This is a genomic window from Avibacterium avium (assembly GCF_900454535.1).
GTDB lineage: Bacteria > Pseudomonadota > Gammaproteobacteria > Enterobacterales > Pasteurellaceae > Avibacterium > Avibacterium avium.
Genome location: NZ_UGSP01000001.1, coordinates 1,062,845 through 1,080,250, shown reverse-complemented (window position 1 = coordinate 1,080,250; position 17,406 = coordinate 1,062,845). Strand labels below are relative to the sequence as shown.

Genomic DNA, 17,406 nt, shown 5'->3' with positions numbered 1-17,406 from the left:
ATTTTGTTATTCAGGCTTTCCCTGCTCACCAATATGGCTTGCGCAGGCATAAGCGGAACTCCACGCCCATTGAAAGTTATAACCACCAAGCCAGCCGGTCACATCTAGCACTTCACCAATAAAATACAGCCCTTTGACTTTGCTACTTTCCATTGTTTTTGACGAAATTTCGTGCGTATCCACACCGCCCATTGTGACTTCTGCGGTTCGATAGCCCTCCGTGCCATTAGGGAAAATTTTCCAATGATGAATGAAATTTTCTAAATTTTCCAACCGCACTTTGCTTAAATTCGCCAAGGTTTCCGTTGGGATCATCTCACGCTCTTGCCAAAGCTCCACTAATTTCGTTGGCAGAACGCGTGATAATGCGGTTTTTAACTGCAATTTCGGCGAGGTTTGGCGTAATTCCTGCAAATAATCGCCAATGGATTGATTGGGTAATAAATCCACTTCCACCCACTCACTAGGCTGCCAATAATTAGAAATTTGTAAGATCGCCGGCCCAGAAATACCACGGTGGGTAAATAATAATTGATTGAAGAAAGACTGCCCATTTTCAGCACTCACACGCACAGGCAAAGAAACGCCAGCAAGTGCGGTGTAAAATTGCTCTGTTTCTCGCCAACGGAATGGTACAAGGGACGCACGCGGTGGGATCACGCCCAAGCCAAACTGTTCAGCAATTTGATAGCCCAAAGGGGAAGCACCTAAAGCCGGCATTGAAAGCCCACCTGTTGCCACCACAAGCTGATGACAATGCCAAGTTTGTCCATTCGCTTGCACGGCAAAACCACCATTCTCCAAGGCGGAAACTTGTTCTATGTGCTGACGTAATTGAATATTAACCTGATGTTTCTCACATTCCGTGAGCAATAAATCCACAATCTGTTGCGCGCTTTCATCACAAAACAGTTGTCCAAGTTCTTTTTCGTGATAAGCAATGCCATATTCCGCCACTAAGGCGATAAAATCCCATTGGGTAAAACGCGCTAAAGCAGATTTCACAAAATGAGGATTGTGCGAAAGATAATGCTGTGGCGTAACCTCTAAATTAGTGAAATTACAAAAGCCACCGCCCGACATCAAAATCTTCCGTCCCGCTTTTTTACCGCTATCTAAAACCGTCACCTGTTTGCCTTGCTTGCCAAGCTGACCAGCACAAAACAGCCCTGCTGCCCCTGCACCAATAATCAGCGTATCAGAAAAATAAGGTGTCATTGCGCGGCTCCTTTTTTGGCGTTTTGTAGCATCTCTGCCATTTGCATACTTTGAATAATAGTGCGCCGATCGATCCCAGATTTATCCGAATCTAGCACCTTTTGCCAAAGGGCAATGGCTTTGGGATAATCCGTTTGCACAAAGGCTTCCCCAGCTAACAGCGATAAACTCGATGCTTCTTTCGGATCTTGCGAGAGCGCTTGAGCAAGCATAGCTTGAACCTGTGGGGTGATTTTTTGCCCTGCTTTTTGATACAACGCATTTGCCGCCAAGCCTAAAATTGCGGGTTTTCCGCCTGTTAGGCGATCGGCATAAGAATAAGCGACCAAGGCATCATCAAACTCATTATTTTGCATATAAGCCTGCCCTAACTCGATCCAAGCCTCACTATTGTTGGGATTTTGACGTAAACGTTGCTCAATTTTTTCCGCATAAGTTTCATTTTTTTGCCCCGCACTTTGCCCATTAAATGATTCAACGAAGGGATCGGTAGACTGCGTTGTAAGCAATTGCTTCGTTTGAAGTTGCTGCTGATATTGCTGTTCAGCAGAAAAGCGATCAAGGGAAAAATAATATCCCATAGGCAACGCAATCAATAATAGGTTCAATACCACAAAATAAGGGCGGCTTTTCAATGTTGAAGCCATCACAAAGTGCGGTTGTTTTTCAAGCTGTTTTTCATCATCAAGTAAACGTTGGGCAAATTCCTGCGCCAATTCTGGATCAAGCTGACCTTTCGTTTGTTGCTGATAAAGGGCGATATTTTGCTGTTGGCGATAATTTTTCTGCCAATTGATTCCGCGCCCAAAAGGCAGCCAAAGCCCAAGGCTAATCAAGAGTAAAAGGGTTACGCCGATGAAAAAAGTCATTCTGATTTATCCGTTTTGGCTAATAAACTGTTTAATGCTTGTTGCTGCTCTGTGCTGAGCGCTGAATTTTGCGGCTTTTGCTTCATGCGCAACATTCGCCACATTGCTAGCGCCCCAAGCAATAGCAAGAAGAAAGGCAAGCCCCACAATAACAGGGTGGTGGATTTCACTGGCGGATTATAACGCACAAAATCACCGAAGCGGCTCGTCATCACGTCAATAATTTGCTCATTGCTGCTGCCGGCTTCCACCATTTTATATACTTCAATACGCAGATCATAAGCAATGGGCGAATTGGATTCCACCAAGTTTTGATTTTGGCATTGTGGGCAACGCAGGGATTTTGCCAAGGCTACGGCTCGGGTGCGCTCGGCAGGGTTGCTAAATTCAAAGGTATCCACCATTTCTGCCTGAGCCAGTTGGCTGATTGCGAAAAATGTTATGACGACTAACCACCACTTTTTCATTCTTTTCCTTCCTGTTTAGCCGTTTCTTTCTTAACCGTTTCTTGCAACGCTAAGTACGGTGCATTCTTTGCCAATTTTTGCCATAAGGGCAGAAATTCTTGTTGCCAAATTTGCTGATCCAACGATCCTGAATAGCGATAACGAATAATGCCGTTGGCATCAACCAAATAGGTTTCTGGCACGCCGTCCACACCCAATTTCATCGCGAATAAGCCTTTGCTATCATCAATCACCTGATGAAAAGGATTGCCCATTTCCTGCAACATTAGCAAGGCATTTTGCCGTTTATCTCGATAATTTAGCCCCACAATCGGCACACCCTGTTGTTGCAAGCGCATCAAAAAGGCGTGTTCTTGCTTGCAATAGGCACACCAGCTGCCCCATACATTAATGAGATAAATTTCTTTTGGCAAAGATGCGTTGCTTACATTGATTTCAGGCTCAAGCAGATCACTTTGATAAAATTCAGGCACGGGCTTACCAATTAACGCGGAGGCAATTTTTTTCGGATCATTATGCAGCCCTAGCAACAAAAGACCACAGACTGCAATGATCAAGAATAAGGGTAAAAACACAATGATTTTTCTATTCATCTTTCGCTCTCCTTGTGCGTAAGGCAAAGGCGCTCAATAATGCACCAAACGCCATTAAGGTTGCACCAATCCACAGCCAACGAACAAAAGGCTTGTAATGCAGACGGAACGAAAATTCGCCCGCGCCAAGTTTATCACCCATCACAATATAAATATCGCCAAGCAAGTTCCAATATAGCCCCACTTCCGACATATTCATCGTGCGCACTTCGTAATAACGGCGTTCAGGACAAAGTGCGGTGATTTTTTCGCCGTTTTTTGTTATCTCAAATTGCGCGACTTCACTGGTGTAATTCGGCCCGAGTTCATTACGAAAACCAAGGTAGTGAAACGCATAGCCGTTGAGCATTTGGCTTTGGTTAGGCGATAAACGCACGCCAATTTCACTGGCAAAATAGCTCGACATTGTTGCGCCAATCACCGTAAGTGCTAACCCACAATGGGCGATCACCATTGCCCAACGCTTTAAGGAAAGGGATCGCCACGCCCCCCAAAGGGTAACGCCAAGCAACCAAAATGCCAAGCTAATTAACGCGAAGGGCAAGACCTGAAAATGTAAGGTTTCATCATTTTGAATGGTGAATGCGATCATTGCATAAGCAAGCCCACAGGCAGGAATCAGCAATAAGACATTGCGGCGCAACAAAGTGCGGTGGATTTTTTTCCAAAATGCACTGACGACAAAAATCATCGCCAGCAATGCCAGCACAATAAGGGGCAAGAAAATGGTGTTAAAGTAAGGTGCGCCGACAGAAATCGAACCCCAGCCCATTGCGCTAAATAGCATTGGATAAAATGTGCCTAAAAATACGCTTGCCGTGGCGACCGCCACCAAAATATTCGCTATGAGCATTAGGCTTTCTTTAGAAAAAAAGGAAAAATGCACCGCACTATTTTCACTTGGGCGCACATTCACTTTCAGCGCAAATAAGGTGAGCGAGCAAGTGGTGAGCAAGAAAAAGAGCATTAACAAGGCCATTCCCCGCTCTCCGTCCATAGCAAAAGCGTGTACAGAAGTTAGCACGCCCGAACGCACAATAAACGTACCTAATAAACTGAACGCAAAGGCAAACAGGGAAAATAAAATCGTCCAATAATGGAAAACGCCACGTTGCTCACTCACGGATAAACTATGCAATAACCCTAGCCCAAGCAACCACGGCATTAATGAGGCGTTTTCAACTGGGTCCCAGAACCACCAACCGCCCCAGCCAAGCTCGTAATATGCCCACCACGCGCCGAGCATTATGCCTAAGGTTAAAAAGAACCAAGAAACCAGCACCCAAGGACGTGTCCAGCGAGCCAGCGCGGCATCAAAATGTCCGCTTAAAAAAGTAGCAAGGGTGAGGGCAAAATTCACCGCAAAGCCTACATAGCCAAAATAAAGCAACGGAGGGTGAAAAATTAATCCTACATCTTGCAGCATCGGGTTAAGATCACGCCCTTCTAAAGGGCTAGGAAATAAACGCTCAAAAGGATTGGAGAAAAATACGATAAACAGCGCAAAGCCAAAACACAGCAAGCCTAAAATAGACAGGGTTCGGCTAGCAATAATAGGGTCGATTTTACGGCTAAAAAAGGCAAAGGCCATTGTCCATAATCCCAACGAAAATAACCAAAACAGCATTGAGCCTTCGTGTCCGCCCCAAGTAGCAGCAATTTTGAAAAATCGCGGTAAGGCAGAATTGGAATGTGCCGCCACATATTGCACGGAAAAATCATCAGTCACAAAGCAATAAGCTAGCCCAAGCAAGGAAAGGGTGGTAAAAATCCCAAACAGATAACTCAAATTCCACGCCGATGTAATTAGGCGTGGATTGCCTTGTTTAATCCCAATATGCGGCACAATCGCCAACAGCAATGCGGAAACAAGAGCAAAAAGTAAAGCAAGAAAAGCAAGTTCTGGGATCATTGTCATATTCGTTGGTTAATTTGTTGTGTATTTTAGAGAAAATGCGTAACAATGTCATTGTGTTATGCAGAAAAATCATCAAGCTCATTCTAAATTCAATCAGTGATAAAAATGCGTAAAAATGCACCGCACTTTATTTTCTGCAAATGACTTTTCTCGTCAGTTTTCCCTTTGCCATTAGGGGATTTACAGCAAAAAACGCCATTAAAATAAAGGCGAACACCTTGGTTCGCCCTGATCATCATTGATGGATTTTTGTTAGGCTAAAGTCATTTGCCCTGCGTATAAAATGAAGTAACGCAAGCAAAGTACCCCGATTAACCCCAATCCTGCCACAATCAGCATAAAACCTTTTTGGTGTTTGAGTTTCTCACCTGCAACAGCGTTGAGTAAGAGAGGTAACACAATCCCAATGCCTACCACGCCGATCCAGAAGACATCCGCCCAGAAGCCACCCGAAAGTGCGGTGTGAAATGCCACGGTTTTTTGTCCGCCACCAAGGTATAAACCAAAGAAGAAAGCGAACAATAAGAAGGCTTCAATCAACACCACTGGCTGTTCAAATTTATGCAAGAACGCCAAGCCTTTAGAATGAGTGCTTTCTTTGGTGCATAAAATGGTGAAGAAAATCAATGCCGCAATGCCCGATGACGTACCTGATGCCAAGAATAACACCGGCAAGACAGGGTTATTCAGCATTGGATAGCTCACTAATGCTGAAAGTAAGAACCCTGTATATGCCCCTAACGCCACGCTGAGCAATAAAGTAATGATCTCAATAGCATTAGTAAATTTAGCAGCAATATCAATGATTTTCTCTGCAAGATTCGCAAGTTTCGGTACAAAGCGTTTAACAAGGCTTAACACCAGTGATTTGAAGATAATCGCTAACCATAACACCAAGAACAACATATACACTTGGAACAACATCACCCCTGCGGACATAATGGAGGTGTGGTGATAATTGAACATTAAGTACCAGAATGTCCAAGGCTTGGTTAAGTGGAAAATCAATAGCAATAAACCAATGGTAATGCTAATCGGTGCAAGCAAGGCATTAACCTTTAAGATATTGTTTTCTTCCGGGCGTTCCCCTGCTAATCCTGCACGTTTTAGCAATACCGCAAGCATTGTCGCCCCTGCGGAAATCCCTAATAAAAAGAGATAAATCGCAATCGGCCCGTCCCACACTAAAGATGGGAAATGAAATGGACTGTTCATCGTCTGATCTCCCCTGCTCTAGCTGGAACGTGGTAAAGATTTGGATCTGTACCTAATTCAACTTTTGTACGATAGGTTTGTTTTTCTTTCAGTTTCAAAGAAATTTCACTTTGCGGATCGTTGGTATCCCCAAAGGTTAGGGCTTTGGTTGGGCAAGCTTCTACACAAGCTGGCTGTTTGCCTTTTGCCAAATTCGTATCGCGACAGAAGTTACATTTATCTGCGGATTTATACACAGGGTGGATAAAGCGCACGCGATATGGGCATACGGCAATACAGTATTGGCAGCCTACGCACAAATCTTTATGCACATCAACAATACCAGTGGAGGCATCAATATATGAAGCCCCTGTTGGACACACAGCAACACAAGGTGCATTGGTACAATGCTGGCACGAATGACGGAAAAACTCATATTTCACGTCAGGAAATTCGCCATAAGGTTCGCTACGAATAATTTCTAAACGTGAAACGCCTTCTGGCACTTGGTTGGTTTCACGGCACGCGTCCATACAAGCGGTACAACCAATACAAGCGGTTTCATCGTGCAACATTGCATAACGAATTGGCTTTTCTTCTGCCTTATCTTGTGCTACTGACTTAATTGTTGTTCCTGTCATTAGGATCAAAGCACCCATTCCAGAAACAAAATTACGGCGTGAGCAAGTTGTCATTTGTTATCCTTTTGTTCGCTGGTCGGGTCAAGATCTTTTAAGGCTTTGCGTTTTTGTTGTTCTCCGTGACAATCCACGCAAAGTTTAACACGTTGTTTTTTCTCAATGCCTTTCATTGCGTCTTTTTCTGGGTGCAAGGTATGGCACGCAGCACAAGGCAATTTCATTGCGTGAACATCGTGCGCCCAAAGTTTCTCGCGTAATTTTTCAGGACGGTGACAAGAGAAGCAAACTTGATTTTGCTCTTGCACAGAGAACATTGGTTTTTTGTCAGAGAAAATATCGCTTTCAAAACGCATTACATCTTTTGCACCACGGCGGTGATTTTCAGAGATATTACCGTGGCAGCTCACACAAGTAATTGGCTTGCCTGTGCTTGGATTGGTTTTGGATAAGTGCGTACCGTGGAATTTACCAAAATGTAAATCACCGCCCGATTGTTCATCAGTGGCTTCTAATTTGTGGCATTTCGCACAGTATTCATTTGGATTACGCTGATTTTCTAACGTAGGTTGATAGCTTAATTCAGTGTTTTCTGTATTAGCTTGTGCAGGCAAAGCCAAGATCATCGCCCCTAATAAGGCGGTAAGCTTTACCATTTTCTTTAATACAACGTTCATTTCTTATTACCTCAAATTTTCGTTCAAAATAGACCGCACTTTAGTTTTCTTCCTACTTTAAGGTTTCTTCCTAAGTCGGCACTTAATAAAGTGCGGTTACTTTTTGGCTTATTTTGCTGGTGGAGCTTTCTCCATTAAGCCTTTTTCTAACGCTTCTTTATTCCATTGTGGAACAACTTCTTTGAGGAATTTCGCTTTCGCTGCACGTTCTTTTTCAATATCAATGCCCATTGCTTTCCACGCATTTTCAGCTGTTGAAATATCTGGGTAATTGATTGGCTGTTTCACACCGTGTTTGGTGAGAATAATGGCTAATTTAGTACGCGCGTCAGCAATACGATCTAAGCCTGTTGCAATGGTTTTTAAGATAATATCTGGTGCGTGAATATGACCACCGTGGCCCGCAGCAGAATAATCCCAACGCCATTGTGCGTGACGGATAGCTTGTAATGCTGGTTTCATTTCTTCTTCTGTGGCACCTGCGTCCCAAGCCGCTTTCGCTTCAAAGTGCGCTTTCACGATTTGGTCTTCAAGTTTAATCATCACATCTTTGATGTCTTTTTTATGACCTGCTACCACTTTGGTTAAAGTTTCTTTACTTTGATCGTGGCAGTTTGCACAGGTGTTTTCAAAAGAATCAAGCGGATTACCAATTTTGTGGTCTGTGTAAACTTTGCCATCAGCCCCTTGTACTTTTGGCATATGACAATCCACACAGGTTACACCATTTTTGCCGTGTGTACCTTGTAACCAAGTTTCATAGTCTGGGTGCTGTGCTTTTAACATTGGTGTTTTAGAGATAGAGTGAATCCAATCGTAGAATTCGATATTGTCATAGTATTGTTCCATACTATCCACATCTACCCCTTTCATCCAAGGGAATACCACATTGTTTACCACTTTTTTATCAAAGTAATATTCAACGTGACAGTTAGCACAAATTGCGCCACGTTTGTCTGTTTTGTCTAAATGTGCGAAGTCTTTTCCGATCGCATCTAAGGCGCGTAAAACGTGCGGACGAGCAATACGTAAAGCAGGTTTACCTTCTGCAAAATCTTTTGATGTGGTGTCGTGACAATCAGCACAGCCGATAGAATTTACCACTTCAGCCCCACCTTTTGCCCATTTGCCGTTGAAGTATTCTTCTTCACCCCATTCAGCAATTAAACGTGGCACATCTGGGCCTTTACACGTCCAACACGCCATTGGTTGTGGGCCGCTGTTAGCATCAAACGGCGCACCTGTACGCAAAATATTGCGCACGTCAGTTACGGTATAAAAGTGGCCGCGCGGTTTGTTATATTCTTTTGAGAACGCATAACCGCCCCACATTACGATCATTCTAGGATCAACTTCAATTGCCGGAACAATTTCCGTAGATTCTGCGGTTGCAGCCCAACTGTTATATTGTTTTGGATATTTTTCAGCAAATTGTTCACTGATTGCTTGAATTTTCAAATCAGGATTTGGTTTTACTAATTCCTCACGAGTTGGAGCTCGCTTTTCTGCTACACTATTATCTGCCGCCATCAAAGGTTGGGCAGACACTAAAGTCAATCCAGCAATCGCCAGAGAAGCTAAAGTTTTTCTGAAAATGTTCACGATAATTACTCCATACATTGATCAATGTTGTACAACAAATAAACTTAAGCAATAAATGATAATTTTTCTCATTAAAAACAATATGATAATGAATTAAGAGAAAGTTTTTCGCGCTTAAAAATAACAAATTCATTCTCATTTTTCAGCGCTATTTTGCTATTTTTTGCGTTTGATCAATGTTTTTATTAGTAATAACTTTTTTGAGTTATTTTTGCCACATAAAAATAACTCTTAAGAGTTATTAAAATGCTAGGTAATTTGCCTTTTCTAAGCATAACGGGGTAATTTATTCTTGCTACAAAACAAAATAAGAAGTAATAAAAAACAACCAATAAATGCTACATTTTTAACCACACCTTATTTATTGCTTTTTTAGAGATAAAGAAGATAGAAAAGAAGAATTTTTGGGGATTTCTGCCCTTCGTGCTATGCTTAGCACAATTTTTTCTCATAAAATCGAAAATAGTCAGATAACTATGCAAAATAATCATTTAACTCAGCAACGTTTTGCTGATTTACCGCTAAATCCAAGCGTATTACAGTGTTTAGAAAAAAACGGTTTTGAATACTGCACGCCAATCCAAGCCCTTTCTTTGCCAATCACCCTTGCAGGGCGTGATGTAGCAGGGCAAGCGCAAACAGGCACAGGCAAAACAATGGCCTTTCTCACCGCTACCTTTCATCATTTATTAAGCGAAAATTCGCAGCATAATGCCAAGCAACCGCGAGCGTTAATTTTAGCGCCCACGCGCGAGCTTGCGGTGCAAATTAGCAATGATGGCACCGCGCTCTCACAAGCCACTGGGCTAAAAATGGGGCTAGCTTATGGGGGCGATGGCTACGATAAACAGCTTAAAGTGATTGAGCAAGGCATTGATATTTTAATTGGCACAACAGGACGCGTGATTGATTACGTCAAACAAGGCATTATTCGTTTAACGGATATTGAAGTGGTAGTGCTAGATGAAGCAGATCGAATGTTCGATCTAGGCTTTATCAAAGATATTCGCTACTTACTGCGGAAATGTCCGCCCCCTGCTGAACGCTTAACAATGCTCTTTTCCGCGACTCTTTCTTATAAAGTGCGTGAACTTGCCTTTGAAGATATGAATGATCCTGAATATGTGGAAGTTGAGCCACTGCAAAAAACAGGCCACCGCATTAAAGAAGAACTGTTTTATCCGTCTAACCAAGACAAAATGGCGTTATTAATGACGTTGTTGGAAGAAGAATGGCCAGAGCGTTGCATTATTTTCGCCAACACCAAACATCGCTGCGAAGAAATTTGGGGCTATTTAGCCGCTGATGGGCATCGTGTGGGGCTACTCACAGGCGATGTGGCACAGAAAAAACGCCTTGCCTTATTGCAACAATTCACTGAAGGCAAATTAGATATTTTAGTGGCCACCGATGTTGCCGCGCGTGGCTTGCATATTCCAGATGTTACGCACGTTTTCAACTATGATTTGCCCGATGATCGCGAAGATTATGTGCATCGCATTGGACGCACAGGGCGCGCAGGCGAAAGCGGCGTTTCCATTAGTTTTGCTTGTGAAGAATATGCAATGAATTTACCTGCCATTGAAGAATATATTGGCCACTCCATTCCTGTGAGCCAATATGATCCGCAAGCGCTACTCAGTGATTTGCCGAAACCTTACCGCAAACGCACTGGACAAAGCCATTATCAAAATAATAAACGCAATTTCAAAAAGCGTTATTAATCTCAAAAAATCGCCAAAATTCCACCGTACTTTTATAAACAAAACATAAACCAGAAAAGTGCGGTGATTTTTTCTATTATTTCTGTTTTATCTCGTGATAGAATTGACGGATTTTTAACACACAAATTTAATGAGCGATAACATTTCGTATGACAACATTAGTAGATTTTTTAATTAACAAATTAGACGATTTAAAAGCCGTTGATATTTTACATTTAGATGTGCAAGGCAAATCAAGCGTAACGGACAATATGATTATTTGCACAGGCACATCAAGTCGCCAGATTAGTTCTTTGGCGCAAAAACTGATTGATGAAAGCAAGCAAGCGGGTTTTGAATCCTTCGGTGAAGAGGGCAAAGCTACTGCCGATTGGGTGGTGGTCGATTTCGGGCAAGCGATGGTGCATATTATGCAAGCAGACAGCCGCGAAATGTATCAATTAGAGAAACTTTGGGGCTAAATGAAGATCCAATTAATTGCGGTAGGCACAAAAATGCCAGCTTGGGTAACCACAGGCTTTGAAGAATATCAACGCCGTTTCCCAAAGGATATGCCCTTTGAGCTAATCGAAATCCCTGCGGGCAAACGTGGCAAAAATGCAGACATTAAACGCATTTTGGAGCAAGAGGGCAAAGCAATGCTGGCGGCTTGTGGGCGAAATAAGATTGTTACCTTAGACATTCCCGGTAAGCCTTGGACAACCGAACAACTGGCACAACAGCTGGAGGGTTGGAAAAATGATGGACGAGATTTATGCCTATTGATCGGCGGGCCTGAAGGTTTATCGCCAGAATGTAAAGCTGCCGCCGAACAAAGCTGGTCGCTTTCCCCTTTAACCTTACCCCACCCTTTAGTGCGCGTGGTGGTGGCAGAGAGTTTGTATCGTGCTTGGTCGATTACTACCAATCACCCTTATCATCGAGAGTAATCAATGGATTTAAAGAAATTGCTTTCTCAGCCAACAATGGAACCGATCCGCGATAAAAAAGCGGAGCGCAACCTGTTTATTCGCCGCGCCTTGGTGTCTTTTTTAGGCGTGCTTGGGCTGTCTGCAATTTTACTCACCAATTTATATCATCTGCAAATCGTCAATTATGACACTTATCAAACCCGTTCTAACGGTAACCGTATCAAATTATTGCCGCTGCCACCAACACGCGGTTTGATTTACGATCGCTATGGCAAATTGCTTGCCGAAAATCTCACCTTTTTTGGCTTATATATCGTGCCAGAAAAAGTAGAAAATTTAGACCGCACTTTTGAACAGCTCAAGCAAATGGTGGGCTTAAATGAAGACGATATTGCGAATTTTAAGAAAGAACGCCGCCGTTCTTCGCGCTATACGTCCATTTTACTCAAGCCTGATCTCACTGAAGAACAGATCGCACGTTTTGCGGTAAATCAGCATCAATTCCCGAGTTTATCCGTTAAACCTTATTTTAAACGTCATTATTTATACGGCGAACCGCTCACCCATATTTTAGGTTATGTGGCAAAAATTAATGATAAAGATGTGGAACGCCTGAAAAAAGAAGACAAATACGCCAATTATGCTGGCTCGCACAATATCGGCAAGCTCGGTATCGAACGCTATTACGAAGAACAATTACACGGTGAAGTGGGCTTTGAAGAAGTAGAAATTAACAACCGTGGTAAGGTGATCCGTAAACTGCGCGAACAGCCTGCGGTGGCGGGCAAAAGCATTCATCTCACCATTGATTTAGAATTGCAACGTTATATCACTGATCTGTTAGCGGGGCATAAAGGCGCGGTGGTGGTGCTAGATCCAAAAGATAGCAGCATTTTAGCGATGGTTTCAACCCCAAGTTATGACAATAACCTTTTCGTAGATGGCATTTCAGGTAAAGATTACAAACGCCTGCTTGAAGATCCTGAGCGTCCGCTTTATAGCCGCGTTACGCAAGGAGCTTATCCGCCCGCTTCTACGGTAAAACCGTTTATTGCAGTAGCTGGGTTGCAAGAAGCCTTGATCACGCCAAGCACAACGGTGTTTGATCCGGGCTATTGGATGTTGCCAAATAGCACTAAACGTTTCCGTGACTGGAAAAAATCAGGCCACGGCTATACAGATCTCAATAAAGCGATTACCGAATCTTCCGATACCTACTTTTATCAGCTCGCTTACAATATGGGGATTGATAAACTTTCTGGTTGGATGAAAGCCTTTGGTTTTGGTCTGCCAACGGGTTTAGATATTCGTGAAGAAACCTCGGCAATTATGCCTTCGCGCGAGTGGAAACAAAAACGCTATAAAAAACCTTGGCTGCAAGGTGATACCATTTCCGTGGGTATTGGACAAGGCTATTGGACAGCAACGCCATTGCAAGTGGCAAAAGCTTTGGCCATCTTGATTAATAATGGCAAGGTAAATACACCGCACTTAATGAAAGGGGTAGAAGGCTCTTTCTTTGAACCTTACAAAGATCCCTTGTTATATCCCGACATTGAAGCCAATGATAGCTATTGGGCGCAAGCCAAACGCGGTATGTATAACGTGATTAATGCGAGCAACGGGACAGGGCGTAAAGCCTTTGCTGGCACGAACTATCACGTTGCAGGAAAATCAGGCACGGCGCAGGTTTTCAGCTTAAAAGAAAACCAAACCTATAACGCAAAATCGCTGAGCAAAGAATTGCACGATCACGCGTGGTTCATTGGCTACGCCCCTTATGAAAATCCGAAAATTGTGGTTTCTGTGATTTTAGAAAATGCCGGTGGCGGCGGTAGCAACGCAGGCCCAGTGGTAAGAAAAATTATGGATTATTATCTTAATCAGCGTCTTCCACAAGTAAGTCAAATGGAAAATAAACAGAACGAAACACAACCCCAACAAGAGGAAACAGAATAATGAGTGAAAAGAAAATCTGGCTCAACTTGTGGCAGCGTTTACACATTGATTTCTGGTTATTTATTGGTCTTGTGATTATTTCCGCCTATGGGTTATTAGTGCTATACAGTGCTTCTGGTGGCAATGAAATGATGTTCCGCAACCGTATCATTCAAGTTACCCTTGGCTTTGTGGTGATGTTTGTGATGGCACAGCTTTCCCCGCGTTTTTATCAGGGCATCGCCCCTTATTTATTTGGTGTGGGCATAGTATTGCTGATTTTAGTGGATTTGGTGGGAACAACCAGTAAAGGCGCACAGCGTTGGTTAGATCTCGGCTTGTTCCGTTTTCAGCCTTCGGAAATCGTCAAATTGGCCGTGCCATTAATGGTGGCGGTGTATTTAGGCAAACGTCCGCTTCCGCCCACTTTAAAAAATACCTTTATCGCACTCTTTATTATTATTGTGCCTACCCTATTGGTTGCCATTCAGCCTGATTTAGGCACATCAATTCTGGTAAGTGCGTCTGGAATTTTCGTTGTTTTTCTGGCTGGAATGAGCTGGTGGCTGATTTTAATTGCGGTGATTGGTCTGGCTGGTTTTATCCCTATAATGTGGTTTTACCTAATGCACGATTATCAACGCACAAGGGTGCTAACCTTACTTGATCCAGAAAAAGATCCCCTTGGCGCGGGTTATCATATTTTGCAATCAAAAATTGCCATTGGTTCAGGCGGTATTTGGGGCAAAGGTTGGATGCAAGGCACGCAATCCCAACTAGAATTTTTGCCTGAACCCCATACCGATTTTATCTTTGCCGTATTAAGTGAAGAACACGGAATGGTTGGCTTTGCCATTTTGATGTGCCTTTATTTATTTATTGTGGCAAGAGGTTTGATGATTGGTGTTGAAGCACAAAATGCTTTCGGTCGCACTCTTGTTGGTGCATTAACGCTGATCTTTTTTGTTTATGTTTTTGTGAATATTGGAATGGTGAGCGGCATTTTACCCGTAGTGGGCGTGCCGCTTCCGTTAATGAGCTATGGAGGGACTTCTTTTGTAACATTAATGGCAGGTTTTGGCTTGATTATGTCAATCCACACCCACAAAGAACATTTTTTTAAAGGAACTAAATAAATCTTTTTTACTCTGACTAATTATTTAATAAGACACAAATGAAAATGAAATTTACCTTCTTACTTAAACTTAGCGCGGCACTTGTATTTTTAGTTGCCAGCGTAAGCAGCCAAGCAGAAACGCACAAGTTATATGGCGTAAAAGGCGCAGCCTTAACACATAAACCTGTTAGCGAAAAAAATTATTCTTATGTCGTCAAAGGGGTAACCTATAGCACCAAACATAAGAAAGATGCGAAACATTATCGTCAAGAAGGCGTTGCCAGTTACTATCACAGAATGTTTGCTGGGCGCAAAACGTCAAATGGCGAATATTACAATCCAAACAGTTACACCGCCGCTCATAAAACTTTACCCCTAAACTCTTATGCACTGGTTACTAACCTGCGTAACGGCAAAAAAGTAGTGGTGCGAATTAATGATCGTGGCCCGTTCGTAAAAGGCAGAATTATCGATCTTTCACGCAAAGCGGCAAATCAGCTAGGTATCGTACATAGTGGCTTAGGTAAAGTACGCGTTGAAGCGATGTATGTTGATCGTAATGGGAAAATCTCAGGTGCGGGCGCAAATTCTTTAGCCAAAATGGCAAAAACGGCGGAAGCTAAAAAACGTCTGGTGGTTTCACCTAACGCAAGCAAAGGAAAAAGTGCGGTTAATTCTAAGAAAATTTCTTCTGGTTATCAGCTAAAAATGCTCGATTTAAGCAAATCTCAAGCGCAAGAAATCGTGAAAAAAGCGAAAAAGATGAAAATTAACGCACAAATGATTTCCCATAAGAAAAAATATGAAGTACGCTTTGGCGCAGTAAAAACTAAGAAACAGGCACAAACGCTAAAAAGCAAATTACACCGCCTTAATCGCACCAAACCAATTGTGATTTCTAGCTATAAAAACTAACTTAAATTTAGGAAAAAATGATGTTAAAACAAATTGTTAAGAAAACAAAGATCGCATTTTTAACTGCCACATTAGGCGCAAGCCAAAATCTTTTTGCAGAAGATATTCAATACGGCATTGCCGCACCACAACTTAATGCGCAAACCTATATTTTAATGGATTACAATTCTGGTGCAGTGTTAGCGGCATTTAACCCTGATCAACGCCAATATCCAGCTTCACTCACCAAAATGATGACAAGCTATGTGGTCGGCGATGCGTTAAAACAAGGTAAAATCCACGATTCAGATATGGTTACCATTGGTAATAGCGCTTGGGGTAAAAATTTCCCGGGTTCATCAAAAATGTTCCTAAATTTAAACCAACAGGTTTCCGTTGCCGATCTTAATCGCGGGATCATTGTGGTATCAGGCAATGATGCTTGCGTGGCAATGGCGGAACACGTTTCAGGCTCAACACAAAATTTCATCAATGCAATGAATAAATATGTGGAACAGTTTGGCCTAAAAAATACCCATTTCACCACCGTACACGGCTTAGATGACGAAAATCAATATTCTTCCGCCCGTGATATGGCACTAATTGGCGCGCATATCATTCGTGATTTACCTGAAGAATACAAAATCTATGCGGAAAAAGAATTCACTTTCAACAAAATCCGCCAACCAAATCGCAATGGCTTATTGTGGGATAAAACCCTTAAAGTTGATGGTATGAAAACAGGGCATACCGACAAAGCAGGCTACAACCTTGTAGCTTCTGCATTGGGCAACGGCAATATGCGTTTAATTTCGGTGGTGATGGGCGTACCAACTTACAAAGGCCGTGAAATTGAAAGCAAAAAATTATTGCAATGGGGATTTGCTAACTTTGAAACCTTCAAAGCCTTAGAAGCCAACAAAACCGTTTCTGAACAAAGCGTTTATTATGGCGATAACAGCAAAGTGCAACTTGGCGTGTTGCAAGATCAATTTATCACCTTGCCAAAAGGTCGCCAAGCGGAAGTGAAAGCCCGTTATGATTTAGACAAAAAATACCTTGAAGCGCCATTGGCGAAAGGCCAAGTGGTGGGCAAAATCACCTATCAGCTTGATGGTAAAGACATTGCTAAAGTAGATTTACAAGTAATGAACAATATTGAAGAAGGCGGTTTCTTCGGCAAAATCTGGGATTGGTTAGTGCTAACTGTAAAAAGTTTATTCAGCTAAACTTGAAATTGGTAAAATCTTCCCAATCTAAAGCTCAAATGGCCGCACTAAACAAAGTGCGGTCTAAATTTTTAACAAATTTGAGGACAAAAAATGGCAGAACAAGAAAAAGTCGTAAAACTTGAAGATATTCCACAAAAGCAACTTAAAGATCTTTTAGAATTTCCCTGTGATTTCACCTTTAAAGTGGTGGGAGCCAACCGACCTGATTTAGCCGATGATGTGATCGCTGTGGTACAAAAATATGCCAAAGGTGATTATAATCCGCGTGAAAATGTCAGCGGAAAAGGCACATACAAATCGATTTCAGTGGATATTGTGGCTGAAAATATTGAGCAAGTGGAAACCCTTTATAGCGAACTTGCCAAAATTAACGGCGTAAGAATGGTGCTTTAATCTGCATAAACAATAAGGTAA

At 42.5% G+C, this 17,406-nt stretch carries 17 protein-coding genes; 8 read left to right on the top strand and 9 right to left on the bottom strand.

Features of this window, described 5'->3' with window-relative positions:
• Positions 1–6 precede the first annotated feature (6 nt).
• The 9 genes from DYC50_RS05425 to nrfA form a co-directional block, all read right to left on the bottom strand.
• The gene (locus DYC50_RS05425) at positions 7–1,218 is read right to left on the bottom strand and encodes a BaiN/RdsA family NAD(P)/FAD-dependent oxidoreductase (protein WP_115249317.1); all 1,212 of its coding nucleotides are present in this window, start codon (positions 1,216–1,218) and stop codon (positions 7–9) included.
• Entirely contained in the window at positions 1,215–2,087 is an 873-nt protein-coding gene (locus tag DYC50_RS05420; RefSeq protein ID WP_115249316.1) for a tetratricopeptide repeat protein, read from the bottom strand. Before DYC50_RS05420 ends, DYC50_RS05425 begins: the two co-directional genes overlap by 4 nt.
• Positions 2,084–2,554, bottom strand: coding sequence for a heme lyase NrfEFG subunit NrfF (nrfF, locus tag DYC50_RS05415; protein ID WP_115249315.1), 471 nt, complete (start codon positions 2,552–2,554; stop codon positions 2,084–2,086). Before nrfF ends, DYC50_RS05420 begins: the two co-directional genes overlap by 4 nt.
• Positions 2,551–3,147, bottom strand: a complete 597-nt coding sequence (locus DYC50_RS05410; protein WP_115249314.1) for a DsbE family thiol:disulfide interchange protein — start codon at positions 3,145–3,147, stop codon at positions 2,551–2,553. The genes nrfF and DYC50_RS05410 overlap by 4 nt, the downstream gene beginning before the upstream one ends.
• Positions 3,140–5,059 (bottom strand): heme lyase NrfEFG subunit NrfE, encoded by a 1,920-nt coding sequence (nrfE, locus tag DYC50_RS05405; protein ID WP_115249313.1) that lies wholly within the window; start codon positions 5,057–5,059, stop codon positions 3,140–3,142. Before nrfE ends, DYC50_RS05410 begins: the two co-directional genes overlap by 8 nt.
• Positions 5,060–5,317: 258 nt before the next feature.
• Entirely contained in the window at positions 5,318–6,280 is a 963-nt protein-coding gene (nrfD, locus tag DYC50_RS05400) for a cytochrome c nitrite reductase subunit NrfD (protein ID WP_115249312.1), read from the bottom strand.
• Positions 6,277–6,954, bottom strand: a complete 678-nt coding sequence (gene nrfC / locus DYC50_RS05395) for a cytochrome c nitrite reductase Fe-S protein (RefSeq protein WP_103855746.1) — start codon at positions 6,952–6,954, stop codon at positions 6,277–6,279. Before nrfC ends, nrfD begins: the two co-directional genes overlap by 4 nt.
• Entirely contained in the window at positions 6,951–7,574 is a 624-nt protein-coding gene (nrfB, locus tag DYC50_RS05390) for a cytochrome c nitrite reductase pentaheme subunit (RefSeq protein WP_103853976.1), read from the bottom strand. The genes nrfC and nrfB overlap by 4 nt, the downstream gene beginning before the upstream one ends.
• 108 nt (positions 7,575–7,682) lie before the next feature.
• Positions 7,683–9,176, bottom strand: coding sequence for an ammonia-forming nitrite reductase cytochrome c552 subunit (gene nrfA, locus DYC50_RS05385; protein ID WP_416354730.1), 1,494 nt, complete (start codon positions 9,174–9,176; stop codon positions 7,683–7,685).
• A gap of 476 nt (positions 9,177–9,652) precedes the next feature.
• Here nrfA and rhlB point away from each other — a divergent pair, with 476 nt between their 5' ends.
• From rhlB to ybeD, 8 genes are all read left to right on the top strand, one after another.
• The gene (gene rhlB, locus DYC50_RS05380; protein ID WP_115250166.1) at positions 9,653–10,900 is read left to right on the top strand and encodes an ATP-dependent RNA helicase RhlB; all 1,248 of its coding nucleotides are present in this window, start codon (positions 9,653–9,655) and stop codon (positions 10,898–10,900) included.
• 149 nt (positions 10,901–11,049) lie between these two features.
• Complete coding sequence (gene rsfS / locus DYC50_RS05375) at positions 11,050–11,361, top strand: ribosome silencing factor (RefSeq protein WP_115249310.1); 312 nt, start codon at positions 11,050–11,052, stop codon at positions 11,359–11,361.
• Complete coding sequence (gene rlmH, locus DYC50_RS05370; protein ID WP_017805627.1) at positions 11,362–11,829, top strand: 23S rRNA (pseudouridine(1915)-N(3))-methyltransferase RlmH; 468 nt, start codon at positions 11,362–11,364, stop codon at positions 11,827–11,829. It begins immediately after the preceding gene.
• Positions 11,830–11,832: 3 nt separating this feature from the next.
• Positions 11,833–13,770, top strand: coding sequence for a penicillin-binding protein 2 (gene mrdA / locus DYC50_RS05365; protein WP_115249309.1), 1,938 nt, complete (start codon positions 11,833–11,835; stop codon positions 13,768–13,770).
• Positions 13,770–14,885 carry a rod shape-determining protein RodA gene (gene rodA / locus DYC50_RS05360; RefSeq protein WP_115249308.1) on the top strand — a complete coding sequence of 372 codons (1,116 nt, stop codon included), beginning with the start codon at positions 13,770–13,772 and terminating at the stop codon, positions 14,883–14,885. The genes mrdA and rodA overlap by 1 nt, the downstream gene beginning before the upstream one ends.
• 38 nt (positions 14,886–14,923) lie before the next feature.
• The gene (locus DYC50_RS05355) at positions 14,924–15,781 is read left to right on the top strand and encodes a septal ring lytic transglycosylase RlpA family protein (protein ID WP_115249307.1); all 858 of its coding nucleotides are present in this window, start codon (positions 14,924–14,926) and stop codon (positions 15,779–15,781) included.
• 20 nt (positions 15,782–15,801) lie between these two features.
• Positions 15,802–16,989, top strand: a complete 1,188-nt coding sequence (locus DYC50_RS05350; protein WP_115249306.1) for a serine hydrolase — start codon at positions 15,802–15,804, stop codon at positions 16,987–16,989.
• Between the two features lie 93 nt (positions 16,990–17,082).
• Positions 17,083–17,385, top strand: coding sequence for a DUF493 family protein YbeD (gene ybeD / locus DYC50_RS05345; protein WP_103855752.1), 303 nt, complete (start codon positions 17,083–17,085; stop codon positions 17,383–17,385).
• Positions 17,386–17,406 lie beyond the last annotated feature (21 nt).

Excerpts from the sequence above, each read along its gene's own strand:
- DYC50_RS05425 (WP_115249317.1), bottom strand. The coding sequence starts at position 1,218 with ATGACACCTTATTTTTCTGATACGCTGATTATTGGTGCAGGGGCAGCA.
- DYC50_RS05420 (WP_115249316.1), bottom strand. The coding sequence starts at position 2,087 with ATGACTTTTTTCATCGGCGTAACCCTTTTACTCTTGATTAGCCTTGGG.
- nrfF (WP_115249315.1), bottom strand. The coding sequence starts at position 2,554 with ATGAAAAAGTGGTGGTTAGTCGTCATAACATTTTTCGCAATCAGCCAA.
- DYC50_RS05410 (WP_115249314.1), bottom strand. The coding sequence starts at position 3,147 with ATGAATAGAAAAATCATTGTGTTTTTACCCTTATTCTTGATCATTGCA.
- nrfE (WP_115249313.1), bottom strand. The coding sequence starts at position 5,059 with ATGATCCCAGAACTTGCTTTTCTTGCTTTACTTTTTGCTCTTGTTTCC.
- nrfD (WP_115249312.1), bottom strand. The coding sequence starts at position 6,280 with ATGAACAGTCCATTTCATTTCCCATCTTTAGTGTGGGACGGGCCGATT.
- nrfC (WP_103855746.1), bottom strand. The coding sequence starts at position 6,954 with ATGACAACTTGCTCACGCCGTAATTTTGTTTCTGGAATGGGTGCTTTG.
- nrfB (WP_103853976.1), bottom strand. The coding sequence starts at position 7,574 with ATGAACGTTGTATTAAAGAAAATGGTAAAGCTTACCGCCTTATTAGGG.
- rhlB (WP_115250166.1), top strand. The coding sequence starts at position 9,653 with ATGCAAAATAATCATTTAACTCAGCAACGTTTTGCTGATTTACCGCTA.
- rsfS (WP_115249310.1), top strand. The coding sequence starts at position 11,050 with ATGACAACATTAGTAGATTTTTTAATTAACAAATTAGACGATTTAAAA.
- rlmH (WP_017805627.1), top strand. The coding sequence starts at position 11,362 with ATGAAGATCCAATTAATTGCGGTAGGCACAAAAATGCCAGCTTGGGTA.
- mrdA (WP_115249309.1), top strand. The coding sequence starts at position 11,833 with ATGGATTTAAAGAAATTGCTTTCTCAGCCAACAATGGAACCGATCCGC.
- rodA (WP_115249308.1), top strand. The coding sequence starts at position 13,770 with ATGAGTGAAAAGAAAATCTGGCTCAACTTGTGGCAGCGTTTACACATT.
- DYC50_RS05355 (WP_115249307.1), top strand. The coding sequence starts at position 14,924 with ATGAAAATGAAATTTACCTTCTTACTTAAACTTAGCGCGGCACTTGTA.
- DYC50_RS05350 (WP_115249306.1), top strand. The coding sequence starts at position 15,802 with ATGTTAAAACAAATTGTTAAGAAAACAAAGATCGCATTTTTAACTGCC.
- ybeD (WP_103855752.1), top strand. The coding sequence starts at position 17,083 with ATGGCAGAACAAGAAAAAGTCGTAAAACTTGAAGATATTCCACAAAAG.